General features: G+C 55.1%; 16 protein-coding genes. 11 read left to right on the forward strand and 5 right to left on the reverse strand.

Annotated elements, in window-relative coordinates; all coding sequences use genetic code 11:
- Positions 1 to 164 precede the first annotated feature (164 nt).
- The 5 genes from cytR to rraA all read left to right on the forward strand — a co-directional run bounded on the left by cytR (position 165) and on the right by rraA (position 4,952).
- Entirely contained in the window at positions 165 to 1,202 is a 1,038-nt protein-coding gene (gene cytR / locus P2R09_RS14340) for a DNA-binding transcriptional regulator CytR (RefSeq protein ID WP_275770780.1), read from the forward strand.
- Between the two features lie 152 nt (positions 1,203 to 1,354).
- Positions 1,355 to 2,341 carry a cell division protein FtsN gene (ftsN, locus tag P2R09_RS14345; protein ID WP_275770782.1) on the forward strand — a complete coding sequence of 329 codons (987 nt, stop codon included), beginning with the start codon at positions 1,355 to 1,357 and terminating at the stop codon, positions 2,339 to 2,341.
- An 88-nt stretch (positions 2,342 to 2,429) separates the two neighbouring features.
- Entirely contained in the window at positions 2,430 to 2,960 is a 531-nt protein-coding gene (gene hslV / locus P2R09_RS14350; protein WP_003851234.1) for an ATP-dependent protease subunit HslV, read from the forward strand.
- A gap of 10 nt (positions 2,961 to 2,970) precedes the next feature.
- Positions 2,971 to 4,308: an HslU--HslV peptidase ATPase subunit gene (hslU, locus tag P2R09_RS14355; RefSeq protein ID WP_003851236.1), complete on the forward strand. Its 1,338-nt coding sequence runs from the start codon at positions 2,971 to 2,973 to the stop codon at positions 4,306 to 4,308.
- Between the two features lie 158 nt (positions 4,309 to 4,466).
- Positions 4,467 to 4,952: a ribonuclease E activity regulator RraA gene (rraA, locus tag P2R09_RS14360; RefSeq protein WP_275770787.1), complete on the forward strand. Its 486-nt coding sequence runs from the start codon at positions 4,467 to 4,469 to the stop codon at positions 4,950 to 4,952.
- Positions 4,953 to 5,005: 53 nt separating this feature from the next.
- Here rraA and zapB read toward each other — a convergent pair whose 3' ends face one another.
- Positions 5,006 to 5,245, reverse strand: a complete 240-nt coding sequence (gene zapB / locus P2R09_RS14365) for a cell division protein ZapB (protein WP_003851242.1) — start codon at positions 5,243 to 5,245, stop codon at positions 5,006 to 5,008.
- Between the two features lie 405 nt (positions 5,246 to 5,650).
- Between zapB and P2R09_RS14370 the strand changes: the two genes are divergently transcribed.
- The 3 genes from P2R09_RS14370 (at position 5,651) to glpX (ending at position 9,151) form a co-directional block, all read left to right on the forward strand.
- Positions 5,651 to 6,502, forward strand: a complete 852-nt coding sequence (locus P2R09_RS14370) for an MIP/aquaporin family protein (protein ID WP_003851244.1) — start codon at positions 5,651 to 5,653, stop codon at positions 6,500 to 6,502.
- Between the two features lie 30 nt (positions 6,503 to 6,532).
- Positions 6,533 to 8,044 (forward strand): glycerol kinase GlpK, encoded by a 1,512-nt coding sequence (gene glpK, locus P2R09_RS14375; RefSeq protein WP_003851245.1) that lies wholly within the window; start codon positions 6,533 to 6,535, stop codon positions 8,042 to 8,044.
- A gap of 96 nt (positions 8,045 to 8,140) precedes the next feature.
- Positions 8,141 to 9,151 carry a class II fructose-bisphosphatase gene (glpX, locus tag P2R09_RS14380; protein WP_275770790.1) on the forward strand — a complete coding sequence of 337 codons (1,011 nt, stop codon included), beginning with the start codon at positions 8,141 to 8,143 and terminating at the stop codon, positions 9,149 to 9,151.
- Here the strand turns inward: glpX and emrD are convergent.
- Complete coding sequence (gene emrD / locus P2R09_RS14385) at positions 9,141 to 10,334, reverse strand: multidrug efflux MFS transporter EmrD (protein ID WP_003851249.1); 1,194 nt, start codon at positions 10,332 to 10,334, stop codon at positions 9,141 to 9,143. The two genes, glpX and emrD, sit on opposite strands and share 11 nt — an antisense overlap.
- A 273-nt stretch (positions 10,335 to 10,607) precedes the next feature.
- On the opposite strand from emrD, the gene fpr reads away from it, so the two are divergent.
- Complete coding sequence (gene fpr / locus P2R09_RS14390; RefSeq protein WP_275770791.1) at positions 10,608 to 11,354, forward strand: ferredoxin--NADP(+) reductase; 747 nt, start codon at positions 10,608 to 10,610, stop codon at positions 11,352 to 11,354.
- Here the strand turns inward: fpr and P2R09_RS14395 are convergent.
- On the reverse strand, positions 11,345 to 11,779 hold the full coding sequence (locus tag P2R09_RS14395; RefSeq protein WP_003851252.1) for a DUF805 domain-containing protein: 435 nt from the start codon (positions 11,777 to 11,779) through the stop codon (positions 11,345 to 11,347). The two genes, fpr and P2R09_RS14395, sit on opposite strands and share 10 nt — an antisense overlap.
- A 98-nt stretch (positions 11,780 to 11,877) precedes the next feature.
- On the opposite strand from P2R09_RS14395, the gene P2R09_RS14400 reads away from it, so the two are divergent.
- Entirely contained in the window at positions 11,878 to 12,468 is a 591-nt protein-coding gene (locus tag P2R09_RS14400; protein WP_003851254.1) for a DUF1454 family protein, read from the forward strand.
- Positions 12,469 to 12,588: 120 nt separating this feature from the next.
- Complete coding sequence (tpiA, locus tag P2R09_RS14405; RefSeq protein ID WP_003851259.1) at positions 12,589 to 13,356, forward strand: triose-phosphate isomerase; 768 nt, start codon at positions 12,589 to 12,591, stop codon at positions 13,354 to 13,356.
- A 28-nt stretch (positions 13,357 to 13,384) separates the two neighbouring features.
- On the opposite strand, the gene P2R09_RS14410 is transcribed toward tpiA, so the two are convergent.
- Positions 13,385 to 14,158 (reverse strand): CDP-diacylglycerol diphosphatase, encoded by a 774-nt coding sequence (locus P2R09_RS14410; protein WP_275770792.1) that lies wholly within the window; start codon positions 14,156 to 14,158, stop codon positions 13,385 to 13,387.
- A gap of 159 nt (positions 14,159 to 14,317) precedes the next feature.
- Positions 14,318 to 15,307 (reverse strand): sulfate ABC transporter substrate-binding protein, encoded by a 990-nt coding sequence (locus P2R09_RS14415; RefSeq protein WP_110410912.1) that lies wholly within the window; start codon positions 15,305 to 15,307, stop codon positions 14,318 to 14,320.
- Between the last annotated feature and the right edge of the window lie 34 nt (positions 15,308 to 15,341).

Raw genomic sequence — 15,341 nt, forward strand, 5'->3', positions numbered from 1 at the left:
TTTTTTCTGACACTGCGAGCCAGATCGAAAAATGTCGCATAAGTCACAATTTTTATGCAAATTAAGTAACAACCAGCCGGGCAATCGTTAACAATGTTGCCCGGTTTGCTTTCAGGTCAGGCAAAAACAGAATCGAACGCGCCATAACGCGTCAGGAGCATGTGTTGGAGCAGAATCAACAACCGCCCGCCGCCACGATGAAGGATGTCGCGGAACACGCGGGCGTCTCAACCGCCACCGTATCGCGTGCGCTGATGAATCCAGAGAAGGTTTCTGCGGCTACACGCCATAAAGTCGAGAAGGCGGTTGCCGCCGTCGGCTATGCGGCCCATGGCCCCACACGCAACGCGCGTCGTAATGAGACGCGTACCATTTTGGTCATTGTCCCTGACATCTGCGATCCCTTCTTTAGTGAAATCATTCGTGGCGTCGAAGTCACAGCCGCCGAAGAGGGCTATCTGGTGCTGATCGGCGACTGCGCCCATCAGAATCAGCAGGAGAGAACCTTTCTTAACCTGATGGTCACACGACAGATCGATGGCATGGTGCTGCTTGGCTCACAACTGCCTTTTGATGCCAGCATTGATGAGCAACGCAACTTGCCACCCATGGTGATGGCGAATGAGTTTGCGCCGGAAATGTCGCTGCCCACGGTTCACATTGATAACCTGACTGCCGCGTTTGAAGCGGTAAATCATCTACTGCAGTTAGGTCATACGCAGATTGCCTGTATCGCCGGGCCGGAAGAGATGCCACTCTGTCAGTATCGTTTACAGGGTTATGTCCAGGCGATGCGTCGCAGCGGGCTGACGGTCGATCCCACCTATATTGTGCGCGGTGACTTCACCTTTGAAGCAGGCGTTGCCGCCATGAATCAGCTGATGACCCTGCCGCAACCGCCGCGCGCGTTGTTCTGCCATAGCGACATTATGGCGCTGGGCGCGATGAATCAGGCCAGACGCTGCGGGCTGCGGATACCGGAAGATCTCTCTGTGGTGGGATTCGATGACATTGAGTTATCACGTTACTGCGAGCCACCGCTGACGACGGTCACACAACCACGCTATCAGATAGGCCGGGAAGCGATGCTTCTGCTGCTGGATGAGTTAAATGGCAAACGGGTGATCAGCGGATCGCGGCTGCTGGATGCCAGTTTAACGATTCGGGGCAGTACGGCACGCGCAAAAAAGCGTGAAAAATAAGCGTATTCGTCTGGTTTTTTCAGTAGATTCTTAAGGCGAACACAGCTGGTCAAAGTTCCGGCCCTTAAGTAACATGGCGGACTCCTTGCCGGGCGCGTAAAAATCATCATTTCGCCCAACTGGCACTATTTTTGAAGGGTATAAGAACGAGAGTGGCACAAAAAGATTATGTAGGCCGCGGGCGTTCAACAGGGACGCGTCGCAAAAAAAGCCCCAGCCGTGGCAAGAAGAGCAAAGGCGGTTCGGGAACTTCTAAATTGATGATTGTACTGGCGGTCGCTGTGTTGGTGACCTTTGCCGGTGGTTTATGGTTCCTGGCGCATCATAAGAAAGAAGACGTGCCGGTCATTACGGATCATAAAGCCAACGGCAATGGCTTACCGCCGAAGCCTGAAGAACGCTGGAAATACATTAAAGAGCTGGAAAACCGTCAGGTTACTGTGCCGACACCGATCGAACCCTCTTCGGGTGGCGAAGTGAAGTCGCAGACCCAATTGACCGATGAACAGCGCCAGTTGCTGGAGCAGATGCAGGCTGATATGCGTCAGCAGCCAACACAGCTCAATGAAGTGCCGTGGAATGAACAGACGCCGGCGCAACGTCAGCAGACGCTGCAGCATCAGCAGCAATTGCAACAGCTGCAACGCCAACAGCAGCAGGTTCAGCAGCAGCAACAGGTTCAGCAACAACGTCAGCAGTTGCAGGCTCAGCAGCAACAGCAACGCCAGCTACAGCTGCAGCAACAACAACAGCGTCAACAGCAGCTGCAGTTGCAACGTCAGCAGCAGCAGCAGCAGCAGCAGCAGCAAAACGTACAGCGCCAGTCGCAACCTGCGCCAATAACGCGGGAACCAGACGTGGAGTCAAAGCCACAGGAGACCGCGAAAGCGAAACCGGCGGAGAAAGCCTCTTCGCAGCGCTGGATGGTGCAGTGTGGTTCGTTCAAAGGCACTGACCAGGCTGAGTCGGTACGTGCGGGCTTAGCCTTTGAAGGCTTTGAAAGCCGCATTACCACCGGTGGCGGCTGGAATCGTGTGGTGATTGGTCCGTATAAAGATCGCGCATCCGCTGACAGCACCCTGAAACGTCTGCGCAGTTCCGGACATTCCAGCTGTATTCCGCTCTCCGTCGGGGGTTGAAACCCGTCAAACCCGCCCCATATCTGTTGCATGATACTCCGCGCCATGTGCGCGGAGTCCTTTTCCGACAGCAACAAGGGGTCTGCCCGTGACAACAATAGTAAGTGTACGACGCAACGGCCAGGTAGTGATTGGCGGTGATGGCCAGGCTACGCTCGGCAATACCGTGATGAAAGGCAACGTCAAAAAAGTGCGTCGTTTATACAACGATAAGGTGATTGCCGGATTTGCTGGCGGCACCGCAGACGCCTTCACCCTGTTTGAACTTTTCGAACGTAAACTGGAAATGCATCAGGGCCACCTGGTGAAAGCAGCGGTGGAGCTGGCCAAAGACTGGCGTACCGACCGTATGCTGCGTCGCCTTGAAGCCTTACTGGCCGTCGCGGATGAGTCAGCCTCACTGATCATCAGCGGTAACGGTGATGTCATCCAGCCTGAAAACGATCTGATCGCCATCGGCTCCGGTGGGCCTTTCGCCCAGGCAGCGGCACGTGCGCTGCTGGAGAATACCGAAATGGGCGCACGCGACATCGTCGAGAAGTCGCTGAATATCGCGGGTGATATCTGCATCTACACTAACCACAACGTTAATTTCGAAGAATTAACGTCTAAGGCGTAAGGGTATAAATATGTCTGAGATGACTCCACGCGAAATCGTCAGCGAACTGAACCGCTTTATCATCGGCCAGGACAGCGCCAAGCGCGCCGTGGCTATTGCACTGCGCAACCGCTGGCGCCGCATGCAGCTCGACGAAGAGCTGCGCCATGAAGTGACCCCAAAAAATATCCTGATGATCGGTCCGACCGGTGTCGGTAAAACCGAGATCGCACGTCGTCTGGCAAAGCTGGCGAATGCACCGTTCATCAAAGTCGAGGCGACCAAGTTTACCGAAGTCGGTTATGTCGGTAAGGAAGTGGACTCTATCATTCGTGATCTGACTGATTCCGCCATTAAGATGGTGCGCAGTCAGGCGATTGAAAAGAATAAATATCGTGCCGAAGAGATGGCAGAAGAGCGCATTCTTGATGTGCTGATTCCACCCGCGAAAAACAACTGGGGTCAGGCAGAGCAGAGTGCTGAACCCTCTGCCGCACGCCAGTCGTTCCGCAAGAAGCTGCGCGAAGGCCAGCTGGACGACAAAGAGATTGAAATTGACCTGGCTGCAAGCAGTCCGGGCGTGGAAATCATGGCGCCTCCGGGCATGGAAGAGATGACCAGCCAGCTGCAGTCGATGTTCCAGAACCTCGGCGGCCAGAAGCAGAAAGCCCGCAAGCTGAAGATCAAAGAAGCGATGAAGCTCCTGATCGAAGAAGAAGCGGCAAAACTGGTTAACCCGGAAGAGCTTAAGCAGGATGCGATTGAAGCGGTCGAGCAGCACGGTATCGTGTTCATCGATGAGATCGATAAAATCTGTAAGCGTGGCGGCCAGAATGCGGGCGGCCCGGATGTCTCTCGCGAAGGCGTTCAGCGCGATCTGCTGCCGCTGGTTGAAGGCTGCACCGTCTCTACCAAGCATGGCATGGTCAAAACCGACCATATCCTGTTTATCGCCTCAGGCGCGTTCCAGGTTGCCAGCCCTTCCGATCTGATTCCGGAACTTCAGGGTCGTCTGCCGATTCGTGTTGAGCTACAGGCGCTGACCGTCAATGATTTCCAGCGCATCCTGACCGAACCGAATGCCTCGATTACCGTGCAGTACAAAGCACTGATGAATACCGAAGGCGTGAACATTGAGTTTACCGAAGAGGGTATTCGCCGGATCGCTGAAGCCGCATGGCAGGTTAACGAAACCACCGAGAACATCGGTGCGCGCCGCCTGCATACCGTGCTGGAGCGTCTGATGGAAGATATCTCGTATGACGCCAGCGATCGTCATGGTGAATCCTTTACCATTGATGCTGACTATGTGGCTAAACACCTGGATGAACTGGTGGCTGACGAAGACCTTAGCCGCTTCATTCTCTGATTCACTGATTCAGCGCTTTTCCGAAGCCCAGCCCACCCGGCTGGGCTTTTTTATGCATGTTCTTGATCGAACGATGCTTTTTTCATACTGATGATTTTGCCAACAATCTGCATATAGCGATATACTTACCCTTCCTGTGGCAAACAGACGAAACCCTTATGAAATACGATACATCTGAACTCTGCGATATCTACCATGAAGAAGTGAATGTTGTTGAACCGCTTTTTTCAAACTTTGGTGGGCGCACTTCATTCGGTGGTCAGATTACCACAGTGAAATGCTTTGAAGACAACGGCTTACTCTACGATCTGCTGGAAGAGAATGGCCGGGGTCGCGTACTGGTGATTGATGGCGGCGGCTCAGTGCGCCGTGCGCTGGTCGATGCCCAACTGGCACGCCTGGCGGCAACTAATGAATGGGAAGGCCTGGTGGTTTACGGTTCGGTACGCCAGGTTGATGAGCTGGAAGAACTGGAGATTGGCATTCAGGCCATTGCCGCGATTCCGGCAGGCGCTGCGGGTGAAGGGATTGGCGAAAGCGATGTGCGCGTCAACTTCGGCGGCGTCACCTTCTTCTCTGGTGACCATCTCTATGCCGACAACACCGGTATGATTCTGTCCGAGGATGCGCTGGACCTCGAATAGGCCGGACATGAAAACGGGTGCCAGAGCACCCGTTTTTCACATCAGCTGAGGCTTCAAACCTCTTCCATTTTTCCCAGCAATGCACGCAGACGTTCCTGCCACACGTGTTGCTCTTCTTTCAGATGCTGATTTTCGCGCATCAGCGCATCGTGGTTACCCGCGACTTGTTGCGCATCGTTACGCAGTGAGTTGTTCTGCTCTTTCAGCTCTTCGATTTCCATCTGCAACAGCGTGATGGTATCAATCGCCTGCTGTACTTTCGCTTCAAGTTTCTCAAATACTTCAAATGACATCTTTCTGACCTCTCCTAAATTCCTGCAAGGCGTTGATGATGCCAGCTTAAGCCAGCAACGTTGTCCCGATTGTATGTAGCCTCACCCCTCAAGTCCAGCAACGCGGCCGCTGCGAGCGCAGTCTGTAACACTTTTCAGCCAATCCCTGAATTTACGCTGCGCTTACTAAGTCTGCTTTCCAGCACGTGTCCACCCTCTCTGTCATCAGGCGCGAATATGGGCTAAGGAAAGCCAGAATACGCGAAAACGCGCATTTTTATGACGCAGTACACAAAAAACGATTTCGCTATTTCTCGTTTATGTTCGTTAACGATAAATTCACATCAGCCCTACATTAAAGCTGGGTGCCTCATGGACTGAGAACAAAAACTGATAAAATTTAACCTCGCTTCAGGAACCACTATTATGAGTCAGACAACTAACACGCTCAAAGGTCAGTGTATTGCCGAATTTCTGGGGACAGGCTTGATTATTTTCTTTGGCGCAGGCTGTGTAGCTGCGCTGAAACTTGCCGGTGCCGCCTTCGGTCAGTGGGAAATCTGCATCATCTGGGGCTTAGCCGTCTCAATGGCTGTCTATCTTACCGCTGGGGTATCTGGCGCGCATCTGAACCCTGCCGTTACCGTTGCACTCTGCCTGTTCGCAAACTTTGAAGGTCGTAAAGTGGTGCCGTATATTCTGGCGCAAATCGCCGGGGCATTCTGCGCGGCCGCGCTGGTTTATGGTCTCTACTACAGCCTGTTTTTCGATTACGAACAGAGTCATCAGATGGTACGCGGTACGGTTCAGAGTCTGGACCTGGCGGGTATCTTCTCAACCTATCCTAATCCGCACATCAGCGTAGGCCAGGCGTTCCTGGTTGAAATGGTTATTACCGCAGTGCTTATGGCGGTGATTATGGCGCTGACCGACGATGGCAACGGTGTCCCACGTGGACCGATGGCGCCGCTGTTGATCGGTCTGCTGGTCGCAGTCATTGGTGGCTCAATGGGTCCGCTGACCGGCTTTGCGCTTAACCCGGCACGTGATTTCGGACCTAAGCTGTTCGCCTTTTTCGCTGGCTGGGGTAACGTTGCCTTCACGGGTGGTAAAGATATCCCTTACTTCCTGGTACCGATTTTTGGCCCGCTGGTGGGTGCCTGCCTGGGTGCAGTAGGTTATCGCACACTGATTGGCCGCTACCTGCCAGGTGCCGCACAGGAACCGAGTGTTCCAGCAGACAAACCGGTTGCACGCGCTCAGCAGCGTAAAGCTTAAGTTTCACTTTTTATCATCAGGAATGAATTTATGACTACCACAGATAAAAAATACATTGTCGCACTCGATCAGGGTACAACCAGTTCACGCGCCGTCATTCTCGACCACGACTCCAACATCGTCGCGGTATCGCAGCGCGAATTCACCCAGATCTACCCGAAAGCGGGCTGGGTTGAACATGACCCAATGGATATCTGGGCTTCACAAAGCTCTACGCTGGTTGAAGTGCTGGCACATGCCGATATCCGCTCTGATGAGATTGCGGCAATCGGTATCACCAACCAGCGCGAAACCGCTATCGTCTGGGAAAAAGAGACCGGTAAGCCGATCTACAACGCCATCGTCTGGCAGGATCCCCGCACCGCTGACTATTGTCACAAACTGAAGAAAGAAGGTCTGGAAGAGTACATCCAGCACACCACGGGTCTGGTGATTAACCCTTACTTCTCCGGTACGAAAGTGAAGTGGATTCTGGATCACGTTGAAGGTGCGCGTGAGCGTGCAAAACGTGGCGAGCTGCTGTTCGGTACCGTCGATACCTGGCTGGTCTGGAAAATGACTCAGGGACGCGTGCACATCACCGACTACACCAACGCCTCACGTACCATGATGTTCAACATTCACAAGCTGGAGTGGGATCAGCGCATGCTGGATATCCTGGATATCCCGCGTGAAATGCTGCCAGAAGTGAAGTCCTCTTCTGAAGTTTACGGTCAGACCAACATTGGTGGTAAAGGGGGTACACGTATTCCTATCGCCGGTATCGCCGGTGACCAGCAGGCCGCGCTGTATGGCCAGTTGTGTGTACAGCCTGGCATGGCGAAAAATACCTACGGCACCGGCTGCTTCATGCTGATGAACACCGGTACTGAAGCGGTGACCTCAACCCACGGCCTGCTGACCACCATCGCCTGTGGCCCGCGCGGTGAAGTGAACTATGCGCTGGAAGGTGCCGTGTTTATCGGTGGTGCCTCTATTCAGTGGCTGCGTGATGAGATGAAGCTGATCAGTGAAGCGGCTGACTCTGAATACTTCGCGATGAAAGTGAAAGATACCAACGGCGTTTACATGGTGCCTGCTTTCACCGGCCTGGGCGCACCTTACTGGGACCCGTATGCCCGTGGCGCGATCTTCGGTCTGACCCGTGGCGCAAACTCTAACCACATCATCCGCGCGACGCTGGAGTCGATCGCTTATCAGACACGTGACGTTCTGGAAGCGATGCAGAACGATGCCAATACCCGCCTGCAGGCGCTGCGTGTAGACGGCGGTGCGGTGTCCAACAACTTCCTGATGCAGTTCCAGGCTGACATCCTCGGCACCCGTGTTGAGCGTCCGGAAGTGCGTGAAGTGACCGCGCTGGGTTCTGCGTATCTGGCGGGTCTGGCTGTTGGCTTCTGGCAGGATCTGGATGAAGTGCGCTCCAAAGCCGTTATTGAGCGTGAGTTCCGTCCAAGCCTGGAAACCACCGAGCGTAACTTCCGTTATGCTGGCTGGAAAAAAGCGGTTGCCCGCGCACAGGCGTGGGAAGAACAGGAGTAATATCAACGCCCGCGACATTGCCGTCGCGGGCCTTTTCCCCGCCCCACTCCCCCCGCTGTGTTACACTGCCTGCCGGTTTTTTGTCAGGTAGATGCCATGAAACGAGAACTTGCCATTGAATTTTCCCGCGTAACCGAAGCTGCCGCCCTGGCAGGCTATCACTGGTTAGGACGCGGCGACAAAAATGCGGCTGACGGTGCGGCTGTCCATGCCATGCGTCATGTCCTGAACTCCATTGAAATTGACGGTCAGATTGTGATCGGGGAAGGCGAAATCGACGAAGCCCCGATGCTCTATATCGGTGAAAAAGTCGGTACCGGTCACGGCGATGCCGTTGATATTGCCGTCGATCCGATTGAGGGTACCCGCATGACGGCACTGGGCCAGGCGAATGCGCTGGCTGTGATGGCCGTGGGCGATAAAGGCAGCTTTCTGCACGCTCCCGACATGTATATGGAAAAACTGATCGTGGGACCTGCAGCACAGGGCGCGATCGACCTCGACCTGCCGCTTGAAACTAACCTGCGTAATATCGCGATAGCGATGAATAAGCCGCTGTCACAGCTGACCGTGTCGATCCTGGCTAAGCCACGTCATGATGTGGTGATTAGCGAGTTACAGCAGCTGGGCGTGCGGGTATTTACCTTCCCGGATGGTGACGTTGCCGCCTCAATTCTGACCTGCATGCCAGACAGCGAAGTCGATGTGATGTATGGCATCGGCGGCGCACCGGAAGGCGTCGTTTCAGCAGCGGTGATCCGTGCGCTGGACGGTGATATGCAGGGTCGGCTGCTGGCGCGTCATCACGTCAAAGGCGATAATGCTGAAAACCGTCGCCTCGGCGAGCAGGAGCTGCAGCGCTGTGCAGAGATGGGAATTGAAGCGGGTAAGAAGCTGACGCTAGGTGAGATGGCGCGCAATGACAACGTGGTGTTTGCCGCCACCGGCATTACCAGTGGCGAACTACTGAAAGGCATTACGCGTCAGGGCAATGTCGCCACCAGCGAAACTCTGCTGATTCGCGGTAAATCTCGCACTATTCGCCGCATCCAGTCGATTCATTATCTTGACCGTAAGGATCCGGCGCTCCATCCGTTTATCCTGTAACCGGCTGGTTGCCGCGCTCCGGTTGACGTGAGAGCGGCAACCAGCAGAGCAGCATCACCAGTGCCGTAAAGAACATCAGCATGCCAAGGCTGAACTGATCGCGCTGCGGCATCATGGCTGAAAGCCACGCGACAAGACCCGATCCCAGGTTCTGCATTCCGCCAATCAGTGCACCCGCGCTGCCCGCCAGCCAGGCATACGGCTCCATTGCCCCTGACGTCGCCAGCGGGAACAGCATGCCAGCCCCAAAGAAGAACAGCGCGGCCGGAACCAGCAGCGTCCAGATATTCATTACGCCAAACCATGCCGGGATCCACATCAGGATGCCCGCCAGCAGACAGCTATTCACGCCCCACCACATCAGACTGTGCCATGAACCCTGCTCGCGTCCCGCGAACCAGGCACCGAAGAACGCCGCCGGAATGGGCAGAATGAACAGGATACTGACGGTCAGGCTGTGCAGGCCGAGCACGCCGCCCAGCAGCACGCCACAGCTCGACTCAAATACCGCAATGCCCGCCAGCGCACCAATCAGCAGGACAATGTAGCGAACGAAATTTGCGTCACTGAGCAGCCGGGCATAGCGTTTGAAGAACGGGGTCACTTCAGCACTCTGTGGCCGGGTTTCCGGCAACCAGCGCGCCATAGACAAAGTAACCGCCAGACAGAGCAGCAGCAGAAAGGCGAAACAGGCGTGCCAGCCAAAGAGCTGGGTCAACAGTGCACCAATCACCGGTGCCAGCAACGGGCTGACCAGAATGCCCATATTAAGCAGGCTGTTGGCACGGCGCAGTGCGTGCCCCTCGTAGAGATCACGCGGCATGGTACGGGCCATTACGCCAGCTACGCCGGTTCCCAGTCCCTGAATCGCGCTGCCGAGCACCAGCATATCGAGTGAGGTCGCCATCAATGCCGTGATTGCGCCGATCATAAAGATCATCATGCCTGCAAGGATCACCGGACGCCGACCGACACTGTCTGACAGCGGGCCGTAGATCAGCTGGGATCCGCCATAGGTCATCAGATAGGCCGCCATCACACGTTGCAGCGCGCCATCCCGCACATTCAGCGCGTCCGCCATCACCGACATCGCTGGGACGTAGATGGTCTGCGCCATCTGCCCGACAGCCACCAGCACAATGAGCATCACCAGCAGTGGGCGATTTTCCAGTTTACTAATCATGATTATGCAAAATTTCTTCCTGTGAAAGGAGGTTAAAACAGCGGTTCACCCGCCAGTCATCTTGTTATGGCGGGCAAAATATCAGGATTAGATGACAAAGCGAGAGGCAGGCCAAAAGGTCCCGGCTTGCGCCTGTCAAGTTTATGCACCAGCCTGTAAAGACAAAGCAACAGTTTGTCGATTAGAGCCTTTCCCCGGCCACAAGCTGGCAATCTCATCGGGCAGCCGCGAAAATAGAAACCTGCCGGAATAATCAACAACCAGGGAGTGATTATGGCTGAGTGGGTCAATGCTGAAGTAAAGGAAGTGAAAAACTGGACGGATGCGCTGTTCAGTCTGCGGGTAACAGCGCCCATCGATCCCTTTATCGCGGGGCAATTTGCCAAGCTGGCCCTGGAAATCGACGGCGAGCGGGTGCAGCGCGCTTACTCTTTCGTCAATGCGCCAAAGGATGACCTGCTGGAGTTTTACCTGGTAACCGTGCCCGATGGCAAGCTGAGTCCGCATCTGCAGGCACTCCAGCCTGGCGATCAGGTAATGGTCACGAAAGAAGCCGCGGGATTCTTTGTGCTTGATGAAGTTCCGGCGTGCAGAACCTTATGGATGCTGGCAACCGGCACCGCTATTGGCCCTTACCTTTCTATGCTTCAGCAGGGCGAAGGGCTGGATCGCTTTGAAAACATCGTGCTGGTCCATGCCGCACGCTATGCGGCAGACCTGAGCTTTCTGCCACTGATGCAGCAACTGCAACAGCGTTATCAGGGCAAGCTGCACATCCAGACGGTGGTGAGCCGCGAAACGATCCCCGGTTCGCTGACGGGCCGGGTTCCGGCGCTGATCGAAAATGGCGAGCTGGAGCGTGCCACCGGATTAACACTGGATGCCGACAGCAGCCATGTGATGCTGTGCGGCAACCCGCAGATGGTGCGCGACACCCAGCAATTACTGAAAGAGACGCGCGAGATGCGTAAGCACCTGAAGCGCAAGCCAGGCCATATCACCAGCGAACATTACTGGTGAGCCAGTTGCCGGTATCGCACCGGCTGCGTCGCGGTACCAAACCGGTTAGCGCCGGGGGTGCCGCGAAAAACGCCGAGTTCGAGCAGCAGGCCAGCGAATAACACAAAGGGAATGGCGCGCCCCAGCAGCCAGGGCAGAATGCCGCCCAGCATGCTCCAGTTTCCCGCCACCAGCAGCCAGGCCACAATCACCAGAAATCCCCAGTAGCCGGGACGATTACGATCGTGCAGACGTTTTACAATGACCGCGCTGGCGGGCCACAGCAGGCAGACAACGCCAAAAGCCGCCATCTGGGTATCAACCCAGTCGTTTGCTGCCAGGGTAAATAACAGTGTCGTTGTCAGCAACCAGACTGCCTGCCAGATCCAGAAATCACGTCGTCCCAGCCTGCCACGCCAGGAAAAACACCATTGTTGTAACGTCATGCATTATCATCCAGAGAGAAAACAACCGCCGCGCTTTTGACCTCGCGGATAAAAACCGTTTTAATTTGCGCCTGAGTTTACGGGTTAGGATCGACAAAATGAAGAATTTGCCTGGCGCACTGCTGTTATCGTTTGCGCTGACGGTTCCGGTCTTTGCCGCCGATCCGCCACCGCAGGAACGGCCCGATGCATTACCCACCGCGCCCTACCTGCTGGCGGGTGCTCCCACCTTTGATATGACTATCGGCCAGTTTCGCGAAAAGTATAATCTGGCTAATGCGACGCTGATGCTGCCGGAATATCGCGCCATTGATAATCGGGGCGACAAAAGTAACCTGACGCGTGCTGCCAGCAAAATTAATGAGACGCTTTATGCGTCTACCGCGCTGGAGCCCGGTACCGGCAAAATCAAGACGCTGCAGATCACCTGGCTGCCACTGCCTGGCCCGGATCAGAACGCCTCTGAGCAAAAAGCCATGGCCTACATGACCGCTATGCTGCGCTTCTTTGTACCGGGATTAGGTGCAGACGAGGGACGCAAAAAGCTGGAGAGCTTACTGAAGGAGGGCAAGGATTTGCCTTACTTTGCGCAGGTCGATGGCGCGCTTCGCTTTGTGGTCGCTGATAACGGCGACAAGGGGCTAACCTTCGCTGTCGAGCCGGTAAAACTTGCGCTCGCTCCCCCCTGAAGATGTAGCTGAAAATGACGAAAAGCAAAGCCATCGCTACATTTGATCTCTATACTGTTTCGCAGACAACGCTGCCAGCTGGCAGCGATTTTTCATGTATCGCGTTATGCGGAGGATAGAATGCGACATCCACTGGTTATGGGTAACTGGAAGTTGAATGGCAGCAAGCAACTCACTGCTGAACTGATCGCGGGTCTGCGCAAGGAACTCTCTGGCGTTGACGGTTGTGGCGTGGCCATTGCACCGCCAGCGCTCTATCTCGAGCAGGCAAAACATGCCATCTCCGGTAGCCACATCGCACTGGGTGCGCAGAACGTGGACGTTAACCTGTCTGGCGCGTTTACCGGTGAAGTTTCCGCAGAGATGCTGAAAGATATCGGCGCGAAATATATCATCATTGGTCACTCAGAACGCCGCACTTATCACAAAGAGAGCGACGAGTTCATCGCGAAGAAATATGCGGTGCTGAAGTCAGTGGGCCTGGTTCCTGTGCTGTGCATTGGTGAAACCGAAGCGGAAAACGAAGCGGGTAAAACCGAAGAAGTCTGCGCTCGTCAGCTGGATGCCGTTCTGGAAACGCAGGGCGCCGAAGCGTTTAAAGATGCGGTGATCGCGTATGAGCCCGTCTGGGCCATCGGTACCGGCAAATCTGCGACCCCTGCTCAGGCACAGGCCGTGCACAAATTCATTCGTGATCATATTGCGAAGAAAGATGCGGCTATCGCAGAACAGGTCATCATTCAGTATGGCGGCTCAGTGAACGACAAGAATGCTGCTGAGCTGTTCACCCAGCCTGATATCGATGGCGCGCTGGTTGGCGGTGCGTCACTGAAAGCAGATGCTTTCGCGGTAATCGTTAAAGCAGCGGCGGCGGCAAAAAGCGCCTAAGCATTAGCATTCCGGTCAAGGGCGGCGCTTAAGCCGCCTTTTTTATGGGCGCAATCAGCTCACAGGCGTGATCCTGCACTTCCTCCGCCGAACCACTGTTCAGCAGCAGCCAGTTCCGCTCTATGGCCATCAGCACCAGTCGCCCATCGCTTAATTCCGCCAGTGCCAGTCCATATTTCCCCATCTCTGTGCGCGCCTCTGGCCGCTCATCGGCCAGCCGGATAAAGGCACTCTGCTGAGTCAGTTCATCTGGCGTCAGAGCTCGCAGCCAGTAGCGGTGCTTACGCAGCGTAATGTCCTGCCACTGACTGCTAAGCTGCGGCGTCAGCCGATCCAGCTGCTGACGCACGTCGGGTCGCAGACAGGAGAGATGAATATGGAGTTGATTCTGCGTACGGCCATACTGTGAATTGATCGCCAGTGAAAGAACCCGATCATCAATGGGAGAGCCGCGTCGCTCTGCAAGCAGAGAGCGTTCATGCCAGGCAAGGGCAAAGTAGTTGGGCGTAGCGGGTTGCAGTAACCGTGGGCTTTCGATGCCGGTGATTTTGTCGAGCGGGATCAGCAGATACTGCAACGGCCCATTCATATCTTTCAGCATGGCATAGCGATGCTGCTGATCGACACGCTGACAGGGCGCAGGGTCTCCGCTGCTCTGCTGATGAGGCACACATTTCTCGCTGACAATCTGCCACAGCGCATCACTGTTCTTTTTGAAATGCAGTGCAGCAACCAGTATCCCCGCAATGACCAGCACCAGCAGAACCGCAACCAGACTGGTTGCACGACGATGTGTCGGCATAACAACGCTTCCTGAATGGTTTAGCAGCCTGCATCCTCGCCTGGCGGGAAAAAAATGTCACGGTGAATTCGGGCAGATAACCCAGCAGCCGGGCAGAGAAAAGAGGAAGGTGGGATTGTTGCGGGTGAGCGGTCAGCGCGGGGCGCTGACCGCAATCTATTACGGTTTCATGACCTGGTCATAGCTGCCGCCATCGGCGAAGTGCGCTTTCTGAGCCTGTGCCCAGCCACCAAATTTGTCCTTGATGGTAAACAGCTTCACCGGCGCAAACTGGCTGGCAAATTTCTTCGCGATTTCAGCATCACGCGGACGATAGTAGTTCTGAGCAGCAATAGTCTGGCCTTCTGGCGAGTAGAGGTATTTCAGATAGGCGTCTGCGACTTTGCGCGTTCCCTTTTCATCTACCACTTTATCGACCACAGACACGGTGGGTTCAGCCAGAATCGATTCGCTCGGGGTGACAATCTCAAACTTGTCTTTACCCAGTTTGTTAACCGCCAGATAAGCTTCGTTTTCCCAGGCAATCAGCACATCACCAATACCGCGCTCAACGAAGGTGTTGGTGGCGCCGCGTGCACCGGAATCCTGCACCTCAACGTTTTTAAACAGCGCTCTGACATACGCCAGCGCTTTGGCCTGATCGCCGTTGTTATGATCCAGTGCCCAGCCCCAGGCCGCCAGATAATTCCAGCGTGCGCCGCCGGAGGTTTTCGGGTTTGGGGTAATCACGGACACGCCGGGTTTGGTCAGGTCGCTCCAGTCATGAATACCCTTGGGGTTATCTTTACGGACCAGGAAGACAATGGTGGAGGTGTAAGGCGCGGAGTTATCTGGCAGACGCTGAATCCAGTTCTTATCAATACGACCGCGTTCTGCAATAGCATCGACATCCGATTGCAACGCCAGCGTAACCACATCCGCACGGATGCCGTTAATCACTGAAGTTGCCTGCTTGCCGGAGCCGCCATGCGACTGACGGACCACGACATTATCGCCGGTTTCCTGTTTGTAGTGCGCACTGAACGCTTTGTTATACTGTTCGTACAGCTCACGGGTTGGATCGTAGGAAACGTTTAACAGCTGAATGTCTTTCGCCAGAACGCTGGTTGAGGCCAGCAACAGGGTAACGCCGATACTCCACTTGTTCATTACGCACTCTCCCAATGTCGTTATGGGCTAAGCG

This window comes from Pantoea sp. Cr_R13 (assembly GCF_029222565.1).
Lineage (GTDB): Bacteria > Pseudomonadota > Gammaproteobacteria > Enterobacterales > Enterobacteriaceae > Pantoea > Pantoea eucalypti.